The sequence below is a fragment of the Arthrobacter sp. KNU40 genome (genome assembly GCF_051515115.1).
Classification (GTDB): domain Bacteria; phylum Actinomycetota; class Actinomycetes; order Actinomycetales; family Micrococcaceae; genus Arthrobacter.
Window position 1 is genome coordinate 686,721 of record NZ_CP195850.1, and the last position, 16,928, is coordinate 703,648.

Here is a 16,928-nt window from a genome sequence, read left to right on the forward strand (position 1 = left end):
ACCATGACCAACCGCTTCCTAGCAGCGGCCGCCGTCGCCGTTGTTGCAGCCACCGCTGTGACCGGCTGCGCTCAAAGCAGTACCGCTTCGGCCCAGAACAATGGCGCCAGCGCATCACCGGATAAGACGATCACCGTGTTCATCAGCGGCGACACGAACGTCCAGAAGCTGTGGGAGAAGAGCCTCGTTCCCGCCTTCGAGAAGGCCAATCCCGGCTACAACGTCAAGGTCACCCTCGATCTGCACGGCGAGCACGATGCCCAGACCCTGGCGAAACTGACCAGCGCCACGGAGCAGAACAAGGAACCTGATTTCGACCTCGTCGATGGCGGCTTCGTCTCCAAAGCCTCCGCAGCCAATCTGCTGACCTCCGTGAGCTCGCAGACGATTTCCGCGCTGAACGATGTCCCGCAGGACGTCATCAAGGCCGGCGGCACCGGCGGCATCCCGTACCGCGGCTCCGCAGTACTCCTGGCATATGACACCAAGACAGTTGCCACTCCGCCGAAGACCCTTGACGATTTGCTTGCCTGGATCAAGGCAAACCCGGGCAAGTTCACCTACAACTCGCCCAAGTCGGGAGGATCCGGCGGTGCGTTCGTTGCCACCGTTCTGGACAAGTTCGTCCCGGCCGACGCCCGCGCCAAGATGACGGTGGGCTACGAGAAGGACCTCGAGAAGTACTGGGACCAGGGCTTCGCGACGTTGAAGGACCTCAACTCGTCCGTCTTCCAGAGCGGCGTCTACCCCAACGGCAACCAGCAGACCCTTGATCTGCTCGCCAAGGGACAGATCTCCATGGCTCCGGTGTGGTCTGACCAGTTCATCACCGGCTTGACCAACGGCCAGATCCCGTCCACCGTGAAGGCCACCCAGATCAGCAACCCGTCCTTCACCGGCGGTGCCGCCTACCTCGGCATTCCCAAGTCCTCGCCCCGCCAGGAAGCCGCGCTGAAGCTTGCCAACTTCGTCCTCTCGCCGGACGCGCAGACGATGATCATCAAGGAAATGTCCGGTTTCCCGGCCATCAGCCTCGACAAACTGCCGGCTGATGTGAAGGACAAGTTCAAGGACGCAGACACCAACAACCTGCGCAAGGGCTACTTCGACCAGATGGGCAAAGACCTGAACAACCTCTGGGACCAGAAGGTTCCCGGCCAGTGACAACCACGCTTCAAAAGCCGGCGGAACTGCAACAAACAGTTCCGCCGGCCGGTGCCCCGCGCCCCAAGCGACTGAGCCAGCGCGCCGTCGGGTTCTTCATGGCGCTGCCGCCGATCCTGTTGATCGCGATCTTCGTCGGCTTCCCGATCGTTCTCGCCTTCGGCTTCAGCATCGGCTTGACCGGCGGGTTGAACCACACCATCGCCACGATTGGCCAGAACGTGCACGAGGCAGACGCCTGGTGGGGAACACTGGCCGCCTACCAGGAGATGTTCACCAACAAGCGCTTCCTCGGGGACCTTCTGGTCACGGTCATCGTGACGCTCGTGAGCACGGCAACAGTCATCTTCCTCGCGCTGGGCATTGGGCTCTACCTCAAACTCAAGGGCGGTCGAATGGCCCGGCTCCTCTCCGGACTGGCGATCGTTCCGCTTTTCATCCCGGTGGTCATCGCCTCGTGGGCGATCCTGACCTTCTACTCCGGCACGGGTTTCCTGCGGAGCGTCTTCGCCCTCTTCGGACTTGACTTCCCCGTGTGGGCCTTCACCATGGTCACGGTCATCATCGGCTCGGTCTGGACGTCCCTGCCGTTCGCTGTGCTCATGGTCTCGTCCGGACTGCAGTCCGTACCGAACGCCATGATCGAAGCAGCCCGCGACGCCGGTGCCGGCTCCTTGCGCACGATCGTCTCAGTGATCGTTCCCATGGCGGCAGTTCCGATCATCATCGCGACGACGTTTACGGCCATTGGAATTGTTGGATCGTTCACGGTCCCGTACTTCACCGGGCCAAATTCACCGAACATGCTCGGAGTGGACATGTCCAACTACTTCTCTGCCTTCAACCAACCCCAGCAGTCCGCCGTCATGGCTTTCACTGTCTTCCTGATTGCCTCCGGAATCGCCGCGCTCTACGTGTGGGCAAACTTCCGTTCCGCCAAGGAACAGGGGAAAGTCTGATGGCTCTCCCTACCGGATCCCCGATTGCTTCCCGCACCCGCCGACCCCTCACGCTCGACTCGATTGTCCGCAGTGCGCTGGTGGGCCTGTTCGTGGTACTCATGGTCGTTTTCATCCTGGGACCCTTGCTCTGGCTCGGCGTCCGCGCCTTCGCCGGTAACTGGACCTTCCCCAATCTCCTTCCCGATGACTGGACATTGCGCTGGTGGCAGGTGGTCGTCAACGACGGCGCGCTCGGCATCGCGGTGCAGAACTCCTTGTTCTTCGCCCCGCTGACGGTCCTCGTGTCTGCGGTCATCTGCTTGCCCGCGGCCTACGCCTTCGCCCGCTTTGATTTTCCCGGACGCCGCTTCTTCCTGATCAGCCTGTTTGCGACGAACGCCTTTCCGAAGATGGGCTTGTTCGTTACCCTGGCGGCTCTTTTCTACGCGTTGAACCTGATGAACACCATTTTGGGAATCCTCGTGGTGCACGTGCTGGGCACAGTGGTCTTCATGACATGGATCCCCGCGGCAGCGTTTGCTGCCGTGCCGCGAAACCTGGAGGAAGCAGCCCGCGACGCCGGAGCCTCCAAATTGCGTGTGTTCGCCTCAGTGACGCTCCCCATGGCGCTGCCCGGGATTATCGTCGCGGCCGTCATGTCCTTCCTGGCGTCCTTTGACGAGGCACAAGGAACGTACTTGGTGGGTGCGCCTGCTTTCATGACCATGCCCACCCAGATGTACAGCCTGGTGCTGAACTACCCTACCCAGGTGGCTGCCGTCTTCTCGATCCTGCTGGCCATCCCCTCCGTTGCCCTCATGCTCGCGGCGCACAAGCACATCCTCGGCGGCCAGCTCGCCGAAGGCTTCCAGATCAAATAGCGCCACGCGCACAACGTCAGACAGAGAACCCATGACAATTCATGCACCATTGACTGAACCACCCGCCAGCACAACGAAGCCGGGAACTCCGGCGTCGGGCGGTGGGCTGGCTATCCGCGGTCTCCACAAGATCCTCGGCGGCCGCACCATCATCGACAACCTCGATCTGTCGGTCAAGGAGGGCGAACTGGTATCCCTGCTGGGGCCCTCCGGCTGCGGAAAGACAACGACGCTGCGCATGATCGCCGGCTTCCTGGAGCCGGACTCCGGCTCCATCGAGGTGGAAGGCCAGGAGGTCTCGCATCTTGGTGCGGAGAACCGCCCCAGTGCCATGGTGTTTCAGAACTACGCGCTGTGGCCCCACATGACCGTGGCCAAGAACGTCGGCTTCCCACTGAAGCTCCGCAAGATGTCAAAGGCTGAGATCAAGGACAGGGTGGAAGCCGTCCTGGAGTTGGTCAGCCTTTTGCATCACAAGGATTCCAAGCCCGCCCGCATCTCCGGCGGCGAGCAGCAACGCGTGGCTTTGGCCCGGGCACTCGTCCAGGAGCCGAAGCTCTTGCTCCTTGACGAACCCTTGAGCAACCTGGACGCGAAACTGCGTGTCAAAGTCCGCGAAGACATCCGCAAGATCCAGCAGGAACTCGGCATCACCACGGTCATCGTCACCCATGACCAGGAAGAAGCGATGTCCATGTCCGACCGCATCGCCGTCATGAATGCGGGCCGGATCGAGCAATACAGTACCCCGGAGGCGCTGTATGCCCGCCCGGAAACCGAGTTTGTGGCCACCTTCATCGGCAGCATGAACCGTCTGGAGGGCTCGCTCAATAACGGACTCATCACCGCGGGCCCGGACATTCTCGGGATCCGGCCCGAGGACGTCATCCTGGCAGACGCGCCCTTTGCGGGTGCGGTCCCGGCGACGGTCGAGAGGGTCGTCCCCCGCGGACACTTCCAGGAAGTGTACGTGCGCAGAGCCGACGCCCAGCTCCGCAGCTTTGTGAGCGGTGAGCTCATGCAGCCAGGCCAACAGACATATGCGGGGATCCGCAAGGCCATGACCTTCCGGGACGGACGCCTGGTAGCAGAGGCAGGTGCCGCACTTTGAGCAACACCGTTGACACCAAAAGGACCCGCGCCACGGCCCATCGGGGCGACTCCAGCAAATATCTCGAGAACACTTTGCCCGCCATCGCGTCAGCCATCGACGCGGGTGCGGACCTCGTGGAAGTGGACGTCCGGGTAACGAAGGACGGGCAGGTGATCCTGCTCCACGATGCCTCGCTGCTCAGGATCTGGAGCCTCGACGCCGACGCTGCAGACCTCGACTATGACCGCATCAGGCAACTGGGCGCCGGCGAGGAGCGGATTCCCCTGCTTTCCGAAGCCCTAGAGCTTTTCCGCGGCCGTCGGTCAACCTTGCTCATCGACATGGACGAGCCCGGCCCCGCAGGGGCGGCCGCCGCCGTCGTGCTCGAAAGCGGCATCGAAGTGGCCTGGTGCGGGAACCTGGACGGAATGCGGATCATCGGTGCCCTCGACCAGGACGCCCGGATTTGGCTGCCCTGGAGCAAGAGGACCGCCCCGCCGGGAGAGCTGCTGGCCGAGCTGAATCCCGAGTTCGTCAATTCCGAGCACGTGGTTCTCAGCAAGCACATGGTCGAACAGATCCACGCCGCGGGGGCCAAAGTTGCGTGCTGGACCATTGATGATCTCGAAACAATGCGCTGGGCCTTGGGACTCGGCGTGGATTCGATCACGAGCAACCAACTGGATCTGTTGCAAAGCGCCATCGCTGAAGACCCTCAGGTGTGGGCTTCGGCCCAGGCTCCCGGGGGACTCGCCGGCGATGAGGTTCTTGAGTCCCGGAAAGTCGCCTTTGAGCTGGCCGAATGGGCCGTCGGGTACATGCGCGACGCCGATCGTGGCCAGGTCTCGACCAAGGCGCACCCTGCTGATCTGGTCACGGAAGTCGATGTCGCCGTCGAGCGCCATGTCCGCGAAGTGATTGCCGCCCGCCTTCCCGGCCACACGGTGGTGGGCGAGGAAATGGGCGGAGTCTCCGTGCCCGGCGCACCGTGTTGGTACCTTGATCCGGTCGACGGAACCACCAACTACGTGAACCACATTCCCTGGACGGCGTTCTCGCTTGCCTTGGCGGTTGACCGCAAGCCCGCGGTGGCCGTGGTCGCAGATCCTTGGCGTGGCGAGATTTTCGAGGGGTGGTCCGGTCATGGTGCCTGGCTCAACGGAAAGCCGCTGTCGCTGGCTCCGGCGGGAGTTTCGACGGCGGCCCTGGCCGGAACCGTGGTGGCGACCGAACTCGCGGGGCACTTGCCGTGGCCCGGAATGTTGGAACTTCTCGCGGAGCTTGGCGAGCGGCACAGCATCATGCGGATCATGGGTTCGGCGACCATGACGGTGGTGGGCGTAGCTGCCGGGCGCGGTGCCGGAGCAATCATCGGGAGTTTCAGTCCGATCGACCACCTGGCGGCGACGCTCGTTGTTCAAGAGGCCGGTGGCATTGTCCTCAATTCCGAAGGCGAGATGGACACGTTCCCGGAACAGGGCGGGGTGCTTGCTGCCCGTCCGGAATACTCGGCTGAGCTTTACGAACTGTGGAGCCAGGCACATGCAGCCGGCAATTGAGCTCCTCTCCGACGCTGTTTCCACACTTGACCGGCGGAGCCGCTTCGAACTGGTTGAGGAGATCCGCCTCGACTTTCCGACGCACCACCCGCAGGGCATGGCGTTCGCCAAAGGGCTGACGTTCTTGTCGTCCGTTGAGATCCTCGAGGCGCCGCGCCCTGCCGCGGATCCGGCGCTGCGCACTCCCGGACGGGGGAGCGGGCACGTGTTCGTCCTTGACGCAGGCGGGCTGCTACGCGATATCCCCGTGGGCGAGGGCTTGGCGTATCACCCCGGTGGTATCGACTTCGACGGCGACCACGTGTGGGTTTCCGTCGCCGAGTACCGGGCCGGCAGCAGAAGCATCGTCTACACGATCGATCCGGGCACCTTCGAGGTCCGTGAGCGGTTCCGTGTGGACGACCACGTCGGTTGGATCGCCCGCGATCCCGGGCTGGACCTGGTGTTCGGCGGGAGCTGGGGTTCCCGGCAGCTCTACACCTGGGACACGGAAGGCCAACTGGTGGATCAGTGGGAGAATCCAAGCCACTTCGTCGACTACCAGGATGCCCAGCTCCTGGGTCCGGGACTGCTGCTGTGCAGCGGGATTTCACTGCTGCCGCAGGTTGATGGCGGTGTCCTTGAACTCGGGGGACTGGCCTTGGTTGAACCGCTTCGGCAAAGAATCACAGGGGACCTGCCCATCAGTGAGTTCAGCAGTGCCGGTCACGTCATCACACGCAACCCTGTCACCGTCACCGTGGATGAATCCGGGCTGCTGATTCACGCTGCGCCGGATGACGGCGACGACGACGGCGGCACGCGGATACTGAGCTACAGGATCATTTAACACGGCCGTGACAGACCGGAAACCGGTCCTGAACGGGGCCTCGATAGCGTGGCCGCATGATCGTATCCATCATGTCCAAGGTCAGTGCCTGGATCGAAGCCGCCTACTTCTACGACGCCGCAGAGCTGGGGGCCTCCGGTGCCACTGAAACTACCCGCTACGGCTGGCTCCCGGCCCTCAGCGGTGTGGCCATCGCCGACGCCCAGGCGCGGAAAATCCGGGCCGCGGAGTAACTAAAACCCCGGGATTCCGGGGTTTTTGAATTGCCAGATGTCTTGTTGAACACACTATTCGTTGATGGCGTGTACTATGCCCTAAACTGCTTCACTGAGGTGCCTGAAATGGCACTATGCAGCAACGAAAGTGAACCAATCAATGGCTACCGATTACGACGCCCCACGCAAGACCGAAGAAGAGTCTTCCGCCGAATCGCTCGAGGCCCTTCAGGCGTCGCGCGGCTCCGGTGCCCAGACTGCTGTCATCGACATCGACGAGAACGACACAGCCGAGGGCATTGACCTTCCGGGCGCCGATCTGTCCGGCGAAGAACTGACCGTCATCGTTGTTCCGGAGCAGTCCGATGAATTTACGTGTTCATCGTGCTTCCTGGTCCGTCACCGGTCGCAGATCGCGCTGGAAAAGAACGGCCTCAAGTACTGCCGCGACTGCGAAGGCTAAACCCCGCACGCAATGCAGCCCCTCTCGACTGGAAACCAGCAACGCCAAACCAGCCGGGTGGGGCTTTTGCATGTCCGAGGTACCGACGGCCCCGCGGCGCGGCTAGCCCGTAACGGGCGTCGCGCTCGCGGAGCTGCTTAGGCGGCTTGGAGTTCTGTGACGTGGTGCCTACCTCCACCGCGCGACCCCTCAGAAGCACCACTCCGGCGTCGTTATCCGTGATAACGAACAGAGGCGCGATGCGGCCCGGAAACCCTGGAAAACCGCGGAAACCAAGCCGCTGAATCACGTCCCCGTGACCCTTCTCAAAGCCCGCTAACAGTTGGGCGCCGAAGCGGATACGAAGCTCCTGAAAGGGCCCCGACGCTCCTACGCTTGAGGTATCGGATCGCTCAAGCACTCAAGGGGATGGGCCCAAGTGAGAAAGTTTCATGCCTGGTTCGCGGCTTTGCTAGTGGTCGCCGGGCTTGGTCTCGTGGCTCCAGTGGAGGCGTCCGCAGCGCCGTATTGCGGAATCGTCTGGGGATCGTTGGCGAAGTCCAACCCGGCGCTGACCCAGGCACAAGTGGTCAATGTCCGGACGGGCGAGCAACCCTGCTATGACCGCCTGGTGATCGACCTGAACGGCGCTGTTGCCGGTTATTCAATCCGCTACGTTCCACAAGTATTGCAGGACGGTTCGGGCCTTCCGGTCGAGCTGAGGGGCAATGCGTTCCTGCAGATCACGGTCAACGCCCCCGCGTACAACTCCAACGGCAATGCCACGTACAACCCCGCCGACAAGAACGAGCTGACGAACGTCTCGGACTACAAAACCTTCCGGCAAGTGGCCTTCGCGGGCAGCTTCGAGGGATACACGAGCATTGGCCTCGGTGTCCGCGCGCGGCTCCCCTTCAGGGTCTTCACGCTGGCCGGCCCGGGAACAGGATCGCGGCTGGTGATCGACGTCGCCCACATGTGGTGAAGCAACCAACACAGAAGCCCTGCTCCGGGTAATTCCGGACCAGGGCTTCTGACATGTTGAGTTTTATTCCGGTACCACGAGGGCCGGGGTGTCCTTCCGGAGGGTTTCGCCGCGGAAGAAGCCGGGCCGGACGCGGGCCATGATTACCATGACCACCGCTCCGAGGGCCAGGATGCCCACTCCGATGATGAACACGAGGCCGACGCCGAAGATCTCTGAACCGCTGCCGAAGTCCGGGGACCAGCTGTCCACCGCCGTCTGGATGAAGACCAGCGTCAGCACGATGCCGCCGACCACCGGGAAGAGCAGGCGCATGAAGAAGTTGCGGACGCTGCTGAACACGCTGTGCCGGAAGTACCAAGCGCAGGCGAAAGCAGTCATTCCGTAGTAGAAGCAGATCATCAAGCCGAGCGCCAGGATGGTGTCGTTGAGAACGTTCTCGCTGACCACCTTCATGATGGCGTAGAACCCGCCGGAGATAGCCCCGGCCATGATGGTGGCGTATCCCGGGGAACCGAAGCGCTTGCTTACGGTGGAGAACTTCTGCGGCAGGGCGCCGTAGTGACCCATGGCGAGAAGGCTTCGGGCAGGGGAGGCCATGGTGGACTGCAGGGACGACGCTGTGCCTGCGAGTACGGCCAAGGACATCAGGATGGCCAAAGGACCCATCACCGGGGAAGCCAAAGCAGCGAAGATATTGGACTGGTTGTCCGGGTTGTTGAGGCCGATGCCGTCGCCGCCAATGCCGGCCACCATCATCGTTGCGACGATCACTGCGACGTACAGTCCCAGGACGGCGATCGCCGTCGTGGTTCCGGCTTTGCCGGCGGTGCCCTTGCCGCCCTTGGTCTCTTCATTGACCGTCAGGCAGACGTCCCAGCCCCAGTAGACGAAGACCGCCAGGGACATGCCCGCAGCGAACTGCTCGAAGCTGCTGATCTTCGTGGGGTCGAACCAGTCCCAGCTGAAGGCGATGGCCGTGGGGGTGTCGCCGGAGGAGGCGTGGGTGAGGGCCATGACGATGAACACGCCAAGGACCACTACCTGGAATCCCACCATGGCGTACTGTACGAGTTTGGTGGCGTGCAGGCCCCGGTAGCTGACCCAGACGGCCAGTGCCACGAAGGCCAGGCACGTGGCGATGTTCAAGGCCTTGTTGGAGGTGAGGTCGGCAAGATCGGGATTGCCGAAAACCTGCGCGAGGAAGAGGTAGAAGAAGTCCACCGCAACGCCCGCCAGGTTGGACAGGACGATAATGTTCGCGGCCAGCAGCCCCCAGCCGCCCATCCAGCCGATGAACGGGCCGAAGGCCTTGGTGGCCCACGTAAAGGTGGTGCCGCTGTCCGGGGAGTCTGCGTTGAGCTCCCTGTAGGCAAACGCCACGAGGATCATCGGGATGAAGGCGACGATGAAGATCGCAGGCAGCTGAAGGCCCACCGCGTTGACCGCCGGGCCGAGGGAACTGGTCAGGCTGTAGGCGGGTGCCACCGAGGAAATACCCAGGACGACGACGGCGAGGAGCCCCAGCTGCCCCGTCTTGAGTCCTTTGCCGCTGATGCCGTGTTCGGTGCCAGCGGGATCGTGGGCCTCCACGGTTTTCCTGGCGCTTGGGCGGGTTAATTGAGTCATGTGCTTGGCTCTTTCTAAATGGGCCGAAGGTTTGTTGCTGGGTGATGCCGTGAAGCCGTCAGCGGGGTATGAGACGGGAGTCACTAAATGAATGACGTTCATTTAGTAAAGGACGCGGAGAAGCCTTGGCGCAAGTGGTTTGGCGAAACAATTTGGTTCGAAGCGGATCAAGTGAGCGAGCGTCTGCCGGAAACGGCCCAAAGGTGAGCGAGCGTCGGGAGGCCGGCAGGTTGAAAGAGCCCCGATCCCACGGCTCACGAAGGGACGCTCGCTCACATATGCGGCCAAAAGGGCAGACGCTCGCTCAGATCATCTGAGCGAGCGTCTGCCGGAAACGGCCCAAAAGTGAGCGAGCGTCGGGGTCTGGGCGCTGCTTAGGCGCTCAGTTCGGCCCGGAGCGGGTATTCCTTGCTGTCGAGGAGAAGCTGCGTGCAGCGTCCGGTTTCCGGGTTCAGCACGATGGGGGCCGCGAGATTGACCGTGGTCTTTTGCGGAGTCGGGTTCACTACGACCAGGATGGTTGCCAGCCCAGCCCGGTCCAACCCAGCCCGGTCCAGGCCGAGATCCTCCAGCGTCGAGCGGGGGATCGTGGGCGCGTAGCCCGGAACGTAAACGGCGGCCTCGGCCAGGAACATCCGGATGCGCGGGCTGGCCGACTCCATCGCGTAGAGTCCGGGGGCGCCGTCAATTTCCCGCAGAGCGAAGCCGTCGGAAGCTTCAAGCCCCGGCATGGGCGCGGTGAAGCTGAGCTCCCGGGAAGCCTGTGCCGAGCTCATTTGAGGAAATCCATGAGCGTGGGCTGGAGCGTCTTGGCGGTGACTGCGAGGGCAACCTGGTAGTTGGTTTCCTGCAGCTTCAAGTCCATGACGACCTTTCCGATGTCAGCGTCTTCAATTCCGGAGCGCTGTGCGTCGAGTGAGGCCTTGAGCCCGTCGACGGAGTCCTGGGCGCGCATGAGCTTGGTCTGCCTGGCGCCGACGTCCGCACGTCCGTTGACGACCGACTTGATCTTGTCACCGATCGCCGCCAATCGGCCGCTGATATCCGCGCCGGAGCGGATATCGGCGACGACGTTGCTCACCAAAGCGAAAACTGAGCCGGCGCCGTCACCGAAGATCGCACCGCCGTCGGCGTCTACCCGCACTGTCTGCGTTGCGTCAATCCGCCGTTCCACCGTGCCGCCCGGTGTTCCGTTGAAGACAGGTGGCGTGGCATTGCTGAACGCGCCGGCGGAATCGGAACTTCCAGCAAAGACGTTGCGGCCCAGGTACTGGGTGTTCGCCTGGGCGAGGAGGTCCTTGTTGAGGCCTTCGATTTCGACGGCGATCGCCTCCTTGGCGTTGCTGTTCAGGGAACCATTGGCAGCCTGGACCGTGAGGTCTCGGACCCGGTTGAGGATGTTGGTGGCCTGGCCGAGGGCCGAATCGGCGGTGGTCAGCCAGCCATTGCCGTCGTTGATGTTGTTCGAATACTGTCCGACGGCGCTGAGCTGGCTTTTCGTGGCGAGCAGGTTCGCTGTGGCCGCGGGATCGTCCGAGGGCCTGGTGATGTTCTTGAGGTTGCTGGCCTTGTCCTGCAGCGCGGCGAGCTTTGCCTGCCCGGCCTGCAGGTTCCATTGTGCGGCCGCGGACATTGTCTGGGTCGTGACACGGTTCAGCATGGCTTACCTTCCCACCAATCCGGTGTGGTTGATCAGGACGTCGAGGGCTTCATCCACGGCGGTCATGGCCCGGGCGGCCGCTTGGTATGCGTGCTGGTTGCTCAGGAGGCTGATGTTCTCCTCGTCGAGGCTGACGGACGCGCCGGAGGAACGCTGCCCGACGGCGGCGGTGCTCGCCGCGTCGGCGAGCTGCTGGTGCTGCTGCGCGGACTGGGACGCCGTGCCGATCCCTGTGACGATCCCGGACCACAGCGCGTCAGGGGAACCCTGCCCGTTACCGATTTGGGCAACAGCGTCCGCGATTTTGCCGTCGAGGGCGCCCGAACCTGGAGCGCCGGTGGCGATTCCTGCGGCGCTCGTCGGGACAACGCTGAGGGACAGGGCCGCCGGGGCGCCAGGGGTGGTTGCGAAGAAATCGAGGTTTGAGGCGCCGGTGGTGGACTGCCCAGTGCGGTGCACGGCATTGACGTCATTCATGAGCTTGGTGGCGAAGGCGTTGTACGACGCAGCGGCCTCCGAGATGGCGCCTCCCGCGCCTCCCGCAGCCGGGGCAAGAAGCGAGACCGCGCCCGCGAGCTTTCCGCCGTCGAGGGGAACCGCCACACCCGGGCGATCAGCCCATTCCAACTGCACTGGTCCCCCCAACGGCAATGTCGAAACCGGAGCGCCCATGCTTGCCTGGCCGCTCAAATTGATGTCGCGGTGGGAAGTACCCGAGACGATGGCGTTGCCGCCGACGAAGACATCCACCGTGCCGTCGGCGTTGTCCCGGACAGTTCCACCGGCCAAGGAAGCGATGGTTTCACTCACTTTGTTGCGGGCGTCGATGATCTCATTGGCGGAACCGCCCGAGGCCGTGACGGAACGGATGGTTGCGTTGAAGCCGGCCACCCGGGCGGCGGCATCGTTCAGGGTGGCGACGGTACTTTGGGCCTCGCCGCGAATCCGTGTCCACTGTGAATCCAAGGCCTTGTAGCCCGCCGACACTGTATTGGCGAGGGTGGTGCCAGCTTGCAGCAGCACGCCAGCGGGGGCTGCTTCTCCCGGGTGGTTGGAGACGCCCTGCCACGACGACCAGAAAGTCTGGAGCGCCGTCGATATTCCGGCGGCCCCGGGCTCGTTCAGGGAGCCTTCGAGTTGCTGGAGTTGGGTGGACCGATAGTTGGCGTAACCGGCCTGGGCCGCGCTGGAGCGCACCCCGGCATCGAGGAAGCTGTTGCCCAACCGGGAGATCCCGTCCACGGACACGCCTTGACCAGCCTGGGCGCCCGCCGCGAAGAGGCCCGTGCGTGCGGGTGCCCCGACGGCCGATTGCTCGATCCGCTGCCTGGTGTAGCCGTCAGTGCCGGCATTGGCGATGTTCTGTCCGGCAACGTTGATGCCCTGCTGCGCCGCGGTCAGGCCCAGGTAGGCCGTATTGAGTCCGCCGAATGTGCTCACTGCTGTGTCCTTTGGGTGATCCGGGCCCTGAGTGGTCCGGCCTTTGGTTGTCCGCCGTGTTCCGGTCAGAATTGCTGGTCGAAAAGGCGGGACGGGGTTGAGTCGGCTGTCCTGCCGTGGGAACCTGTCCGGCCGTGGGAGTCGTAAGTCCCGGCCGCCGGCTTCAGATCCGCCATGGTTTCCTGGGTGGAACGGACGGCCGCGCGAAGGAACTGCTCGTTCGAATCACGCAGCTCCTTGATGGTGGCGGTCTGCTGCTGCATCGCGTTCAGGTGCGAGGACAGGACATCGGCCCAGGCTTCTTCCGGAGCCGACGAGGCCAGCTCGCCCAGTGAAGAGTCCGCAGGCAAGCCCCATTGCTCTGCCACCGCCGCCACTTCCACCGCCCTTGCAAGCCCGGCCTTGGACAGGTGTCCCAGTACCTGTTCCACTTCCCGGGTGCCATGCGGCAACCAACGGGATTTGCCCGCAGTGAGGAGAAGTTGCTCTTCCTCCAGCTTGAATGTCAGCAGATCCAGTAGCTCACGTTCTCGCCACAGCAGGGCCGACAGTTCATGGATGGCCATGTCGGGTCAACTCCAGTTCCGGGTTCTTTTTTCGGGTGCGATGCCGCGGGAAAGCACTTCCCCCGTGCCTTCGCCGCGCTGAAAACAACTATCGGCTGCCGCGGCCCATGCGTTAGGCGTTGTTTACGCATGATTTATTCGCTTTGTCCAGTCAAGCGACGCGCGGTGAAGCGTGTGGCCCGTGGCAAATTTTCCTGCGGTTTTTTGCTAACCAAAGGTGACCGTTGTTCCGATAACCAGAAGTGACAGGCCACGGACGGCCTGGAAGTACCAGCAGACCCAATCACGGAGGAATACATCATGGGCATGGCAATCAACACAAACCTGATGGCGAACAACGCTTACGGCAACCTCAACCGCACGCAGAACGACGTGTCCAAGTCGATGGAGAAGCTCTCCAGCGGCCTGCGCATCAACCGTGCAGCTGACGACGCAGCAGGGCTGGCAATTTCGGAAGGCCTCAAGTCCCAGGTCAGCGGCTCGGCAGTCGCCGCCCGCAACGCCCAGGACGGCATCTCGGTCATCCAGACCACTGAAGGCGCACTGACTGAAGTCCACTCGATCCTCCAGCGCATGCGTGACCTCGCTGTCCAGGGCTCGAACGACACCAACAACGCCGCATCCCGCTCCGCGATCAAGGGTGAAGGTGACTCGCTCGGCAAGGAACTGGATCGTCTTACGCAGTCCACCCAGTTCAACGGTATCGACCTGCTCAAGGGTGCGGCTGGAAACAGCGGCGCGGCCCTGAACATCCAGGTCGGCACCGGCGGCAGCGCCAACGACAAGATCGCCGTGAACCTCGGTGACGTCGCAACCGCCGTCGGAACCGGCGCGACGGGCCTCTCCGGCGCAGCTGGTGCCGCAGGCTTCAAGGTGGACACGAGCGCCAACGCCCAGCTGACCATCGCTGCCGTTGACACCGCCATCGCGGCAGTTTCGGCTCAGCGTGCGGACCTGGGCGCAACCCAGAACCGTTTGGAGCACGCCACGAAGACCCTCCAGGTCTCGGGCGAAAACCTGCAGGCAGCCGAGTCCCGCATCACGGACACGGACATGGCTTCGGAAATGGTCAAGTACACCAAGGCCAACATCATGTCCCAGGCCGGCACGGCAATGCTGGCCCAGGCCAACCAGTCCGGCCAGGGCGTTCTCTCGCTCCTGCGCTAAGACCTTCCGGTAGCTGACCGGTAATCGGTGAATGGCGGCCAGGACGGGAACACACCCCTGGCCGCCATTCGCGTCCGGATCCTGCCGACAAGACCAATACCTCCGGAAGGACCAGACGTGGCAAGCTCGATCGACGGCCTCGCCAGCGGGTTGAACACCACCTCCATCATTGATTCACTCATGGCGGTGGAAGCACAACCGCAAACACAACTGAAGACGAAGCTTGCGTCAGACCAGACGATGGTTTCGACGCTTCAGTCGCTCAACTCGAAGTTGTCATCGCTGAAGGACCTCGCGAGCGGCGACTCGGCCGTGAACGCCTTGAACTTGTTTAGCGCCACCACCAGTGCGCCGTCCATCACCGCGACGGCGACCACCTCCGCAACCGCGGGCTCAATCGACGTCACGGTTACCCAGTTGGCCCAGAGCCAGGTGGACGTCACTGCCGCGATGACCAGCTGGCCCACCGACGCCTCGGGGGCACCCGCACACTTGACGCTCGTCGACTCCACGGGAAAACAGACAGAGATCACGCCGGCATCCACCTCTCTTGACGACGTCGTGACGGCGATCAACGCGGCGTCCGGCCCGGCCCGTGCTGTGAAGGTCCCGGCAGGCAACGGAACCTATCGCCTGCAACTGACCGCAGCCACTTCCGGCGCGGCTGGAGCCTTCAGCGTCTACCAGGGCACGGCAGCGCAGGTGAGCGCGGGCACCGCGATCGACCTGATGGCTGACCCCTCCGCCGCCGTCGTCAAGGCCGCCCAGGACGCCAAAGCGACCCTGTACGCAGGCACCCCGGCAGCACAGACAATCACGTCCGGAACCAACACCTTCACCGATCTGCTTCCCGGCGTATCAGTGACCGCCTCCGCCGTTACTGCCGGACCGGTGACCGTGAACATTGCCAGCGACTCGGCAGGCATCACCAAAAGGGCAGGGGATTTGGTGAACGCGGTCAATGACGTCCTCGGCTTCGTATCCATTTACAGCGCCGTGACCCAGACGACGAACGCCAACGGCGCCTCCGTGGCCAGTGGCGGCATCTTCAGCGGCAACAGCAGTGTCCGCTCGGTCAACGATCAGGTCTTCTCAGCCATGTCGATGCCCGTGAACGGGAAGTCCCCCTCCGAATACGGAATCAACGTCACCCGGGATGGAAACTTCACTTTTGACGCGGCCAAGCTCCAATCGTCCCTGGCTTCGGATCCGGCCGGGACGCAGGCAGCGCTCCAGACCATTGCTTCCCGGGTGTCCGACGCGGCCACCAGCGCTACCGATCCGTTCACTGGTTCGGTGACCGCCCTGATCAAGGGGCAACAATCCGAAGTGGCTGACCTGGGCAGCCAGATCTCCGATTGGGACCAGCGCTTGGCCACCAGGCGGCAGACCCTGCAAACCACGTACAACGCCATGGAAGTGGCCCTTGGCCAACTCAACGCCCAGCAATCATGGCTCACAGGCCAGATTGCCGGCCTTTCGAGCTCGACGAAGTAAGGAGCGTAAAGCATGACCTCCACAGCCCTCCGCGCCAGCCAGCTTTCCCGGTACAACGACGACGCCGTCCTTTCGGCCCCGCCGGCCAGGCTCCTCACGATGCTCTATGACCGGCTGCTCCTGGACCTGAACCGCGCCCAGTTCGCCCAGGAGAATGCCAACTGGGGTGTCGCAAGCGAAAACCTGCTGCATGCCCAGTCGATCGTCACCGAGCTGTCCTCTACCCTGAAGACCGATGCGTGGGATGGTGCGCCTGGGCTGCTGAGCATCTATCAGTACGCGATGGAAGCCATGATCGGGGCCAACATCTACCGCGACGTCAACCGGACCAAGGAATGCATCGCACTGCTGGAGCCGCTTCGGCAAGGCTGGCACGACGCCGCTTCGCAGCTGCCGGTCCAGGCCTCGGTATCCGGCATGGCGAGGACGAACGGCACCCTCGGTGTCGGCTGATCCGGTCCAGGAATGGTCTGACCTCCTGGACCGGCTTGAAGCAGACATCGCCGTGGCCGTCTCGGGCGGCGAGGCCGAGCCATGGAATCCGCCTGCCGCGGCCGGACCAGTTCCTGAGGAGCTGGCGGACCGGGCGCGCAGGATCCTGGACGCCCAACTGGAGTCCATCGCGATGCTCGGCAAGGTCCGCAACGACGCCCTCGCCCACTTGGACGCCCTCGGTGCCGTCCCGGACAGCCAATCTTCAGCGCGCCCGCTGTTCCTCGACGTGCAGGGCTGAAGAGAAGTATCGAAAACAATCCTGCAATCGGCTAACGGATGCCCCATCCTTGCCGATGGTGGAAGTTGAGCAGGGATTGCTCGATGCACGGCCACGGATCGGCCTCTTCATACCTATTCGCGAAGGC

18 protein-coding genes are annotated in these 16,928 nt (G+C 63.3%); 13 read left to right on the top strand and 5 right to left on the bottom strand.

From position 1 onward, the window contains the following. Positions 1-3: 3 nt before the first annotated feature. The 9 genes from ACSKT0_RS03275 (at position 4) to ACSKT0_RS03315 (ending at position 8,109) form a co-directional block, all read left to right on the top strand. Positions 4-1,164 (top strand): extracellular solute-binding protein, encoded by a 1,161-nt coding sequence (locus ACSKT0_RS03275; protein ID WP_437772485.1) that lies wholly within the window; start codon positions 4-6, stop codon positions 1,162-1,164. After that, positions 1,161-2,123, top strand: a complete 963-nt coding sequence (locus ACSKT0_RS03280; protein ID WP_437772486.1) for an ABC transporter permease — start codon at positions 1,161-1,163, stop codon at positions 2,121-2,123. The genes ACSKT0_RS03275 and ACSKT0_RS03280 overlap by 4 nt, the downstream gene beginning before the upstream one ends. Next, positions 2,123-2,986 carry an ABC transporter permease gene (locus ACSKT0_RS03285; protein ID WP_437772487.1) on the top strand — a complete coding sequence of 288 codons (864 nt, stop codon included), beginning with the start codon at positions 2,123-2,125 and terminating at the stop codon, positions 2,984-2,986. Before ACSKT0_RS03280 ends, ACSKT0_RS03285 begins: the two co-directional genes overlap by 1 nt. Before the next feature lie 49 nt (positions 2,987-3,035). After that, positions 3,036-4,097, top strand: coding sequence for an ABC transporter ATP-binding protein (locus ACSKT0_RS03290; protein ID WP_437772488.1), 1,062 nt, complete (start codon positions 3,036-3,038; stop codon positions 4,095-4,097). Beyond that, positions 4,094-5,638 carry an inositol monophosphatase family protein gene (locus ACSKT0_RS03295; protein WP_437772489.1) on the top strand — a complete coding sequence of 515 codons (1,545 nt, stop codon included), beginning with the start codon at positions 4,094-4,096 and terminating at the stop codon, positions 5,636-5,638. The genes ACSKT0_RS03290 and ACSKT0_RS03295 overlap by 4 nt, the downstream gene beginning before the upstream one ends. Then, positions 5,622-6,467 carry a DUF6454 family protein gene (locus tag ACSKT0_RS03300; protein WP_437772490.1) on the top strand — a complete coding sequence of 282 codons (846 nt, stop codon included), beginning with the start codon at positions 5,622-5,624 and terminating at the stop codon, positions 6,465-6,467. Before ACSKT0_RS03295 ends, ACSKT0_RS03300 begins: the two co-directional genes overlap by 17 nt. A 56-nt stretch (positions 6,468-6,523) precedes the next feature. Next, positions 6,524-6,700, top strand: a complete 177-nt coding sequence (locus tag ACSKT0_RS03305) for a hypothetical protein (RefSeq protein ID WP_236815494.1) — start codon at positions 6,524-6,526, stop codon at positions 6,698-6,700. Between the two features lie 142 nt (positions 6,701-6,842). Continuing rightward, positions 6,843-7,145, top strand: coding sequence for a DUF4193 domain-containing protein (locus tag ACSKT0_RS03310; protein ID WP_437772491.1), 303 nt, complete (start codon positions 6,843-6,845; stop codon positions 7,143-7,145). 418 nt (positions 7,146-7,563) lie between these two features. Then, positions 7,564-8,109 (top strand): AMIN-like domain-containing (lipo)protein, encoded by a 546-nt coding sequence (locus ACSKT0_RS03315; protein ID WP_437772492.1) that lies wholly within the window; start codon positions 7,564-7,566, stop codon positions 8,107-8,109. Positions 8,110-8,172: 63 nt separating this feature from the next. Here ACSKT0_RS03315 and ACSKT0_RS03320 read toward each other — a convergent pair whose 3' ends face one another. From ACSKT0_RS03320 to ACSKT0_RS03340, 5 genes are all read right to left on the bottom strand, one after another. Then, the gene (locus ACSKT0_RS03320; RefSeq protein ID WP_345452559.1) at positions 8,173-9,738 is read right to left on the bottom strand and encodes an APC family permease; all 1,566 of its coding nucleotides are present in this window, start codon (positions 9,736-9,738) and stop codon (positions 8,173-8,175) included. A 374-nt stretch (positions 9,739-10,112) separates the two neighbouring features. Beyond that, a complete protein-coding gene (locus tag ACSKT0_RS03325) occupies positions 10,113-10,514 on the bottom strand; it encodes a flagellar assembly protein FliW (protein WP_437772493.1) in 402 nt (133 codons plus the stop codon). Beyond that, positions 10,511-11,398, bottom strand: coding sequence for a flagellar hook-associated protein FlgL (flgL, locus tag ACSKT0_RS03330; protein ID WP_437772494.1), 888 nt, complete (start codon positions 11,396-11,398; stop codon positions 10,511-10,513). The genes ACSKT0_RS03325 and flgL overlap by 4 nt, the downstream gene beginning before the upstream one ends. A 3-nt stretch (positions 11,399-11,401) precedes the next feature. After that, the gene (gene flgK, locus ACSKT0_RS03335) at positions 11,402-12,838 is read right to left on the bottom strand and encodes a flagellar hook-associated protein FlgK (protein ID WP_437772495.1); all 1,437 of its coding nucleotides are present in this window, start codon (positions 12,836-12,838) and stop codon (positions 11,402-11,404) included. Positions 12,839-12,903: 65 nt separating this feature from the next. Next, a complete protein-coding gene (locus ACSKT0_RS03340; protein WP_437772496.1) occupies positions 12,904-13,404 on the bottom strand; it encodes a flagellar protein FlgN in 501 nt (166 codons plus the stop codon). A gap of 300 nt (positions 13,405-13,704) precedes the next feature. Between ACSKT0_RS03340 and ACSKT0_RS03345 the strand changes: the two genes are divergently transcribed. The 4 genes from ACSKT0_RS03345 (at position 13,705) to ACSKT0_RS03360 (ending at position 16,801) form a co-directional block, all read left to right on the top strand. Then, the gene (locus tag ACSKT0_RS03345; RefSeq protein WP_284982081.1) at positions 13,705-14,571 is read left to right on the top strand and encodes a flagellin N-terminal helical domain-containing protein; all 867 of its coding nucleotides are present in this window, start codon (positions 13,705-13,707) and stop codon (positions 14,569-14,571) included. A 117-nt stretch (positions 14,572-14,688) separates the two neighbouring features. Beyond that, positions 14,689-16,068, top strand: a complete 1,380-nt coding sequence (gene fliD / locus ACSKT0_RS03350; RefSeq protein ID WP_437772497.1) for a flagellar filament capping protein FliD — start codon at positions 14,689-14,691, stop codon at positions 16,066-16,068. Between the two features lie 12 nt (positions 16,069-16,080). Then, the gene (gene fliS / locus ACSKT0_RS03355; RefSeq protein ID WP_437772498.1) at positions 16,081-16,521 is read left to right on the top strand and encodes a flagellar export chaperone FliS; all 441 of its coding nucleotides are present in this window, start codon (positions 16,081-16,083) and stop codon (positions 16,519-16,521) included. Then, the gene (locus tag ACSKT0_RS03360; RefSeq protein WP_437772499.1) at positions 16,511-16,801 is read left to right on the top strand and encodes a hypothetical protein; all 291 of its coding nucleotides are present in this window, start codon (positions 16,511-16,513) and stop codon (positions 16,799-16,801) included. The genes fliS and ACSKT0_RS03360 overlap by 11 nt, the downstream gene beginning before the upstream one ends. Positions 16,802-16,928 lie beyond the last annotated feature (127 nt).

Bases quoted from the DNA above. Each gene is read 5' to 3' on its own strand.
- ACSKT0_RS03325 (WP_437772493.1), bottom strand. From the start codon at position 10,514: ATGAGCTCGGCACAGGCTTCCCGGGAGCTCAGCTTCACCGCGCCCATG.
- ACSKT0_RS03285 (WP_437772487.1), top strand. From the start codon at position 2,123: ATGGCTCTCCCTACCGGATCCCCGATTGCTTCCCGCACCCGCCGACCC.
- fliS (WP_437772498.1), top strand. From the start codon at position 16,081: ATGACCTCCACAGCCCTCCGCGCCAGCCAGCTTTCCCGGTACAACGAC.
- ACSKT0_RS03275 (WP_437772485.1), top strand. From the start codon at position 4: ATGACCAACCGCTTCCTAGCAGCGGCCGCCGTCGCCGTTGTTGCAGCC.
- flgL (WP_437772494.1), bottom strand. From the start codon at position 11,398: ATGCTGAACCGTGTCACGACCCAGACAATGTCCGCGGCCGCACAATGG.
- ACSKT0_RS03320 (WP_345452559.1), bottom strand. From the start codon at position 9,738: ATGACTCAATTAACCCGCCCAAGCGCCAGGAAAACCGTGGAGGCCCAC.
- ACSKT0_RS03345 (WP_284982081.1), top strand. From the start codon at position 13,705: ATGGGCATGGCAATCAACACAAACCTGATGGCGAACAACGCTTACGGC.
- ACSKT0_RS03305 (WP_236815494.1), top strand. From the start codon at position 6,524: ATGATCGTATCCATCATGTCCAAGGTCAGTGCCTGGATCGAAGCCGCC.
- ACSKT0_RS03340 (WP_437772496.1), bottom strand. From the start codon at position 13,404: ATGGCCATCCATGAACTGTCGGCCCTGCTGTGGCGAGAACGTGAGCTA.
- ACSKT0_RS03310 (WP_437772491.1), top strand. From the start codon at position 6,843: ATGGCTACCGATTACGACGCCCCACGCAAGACCGAAGAAGAGTCTTCC.
- ACSKT0_RS03300 (WP_437772490.1), top strand. From the start codon at position 5,622: ATGCAGCCGGCAATTGAGCTCCTCTCCGACGCTGTTTCCACACTTGAC.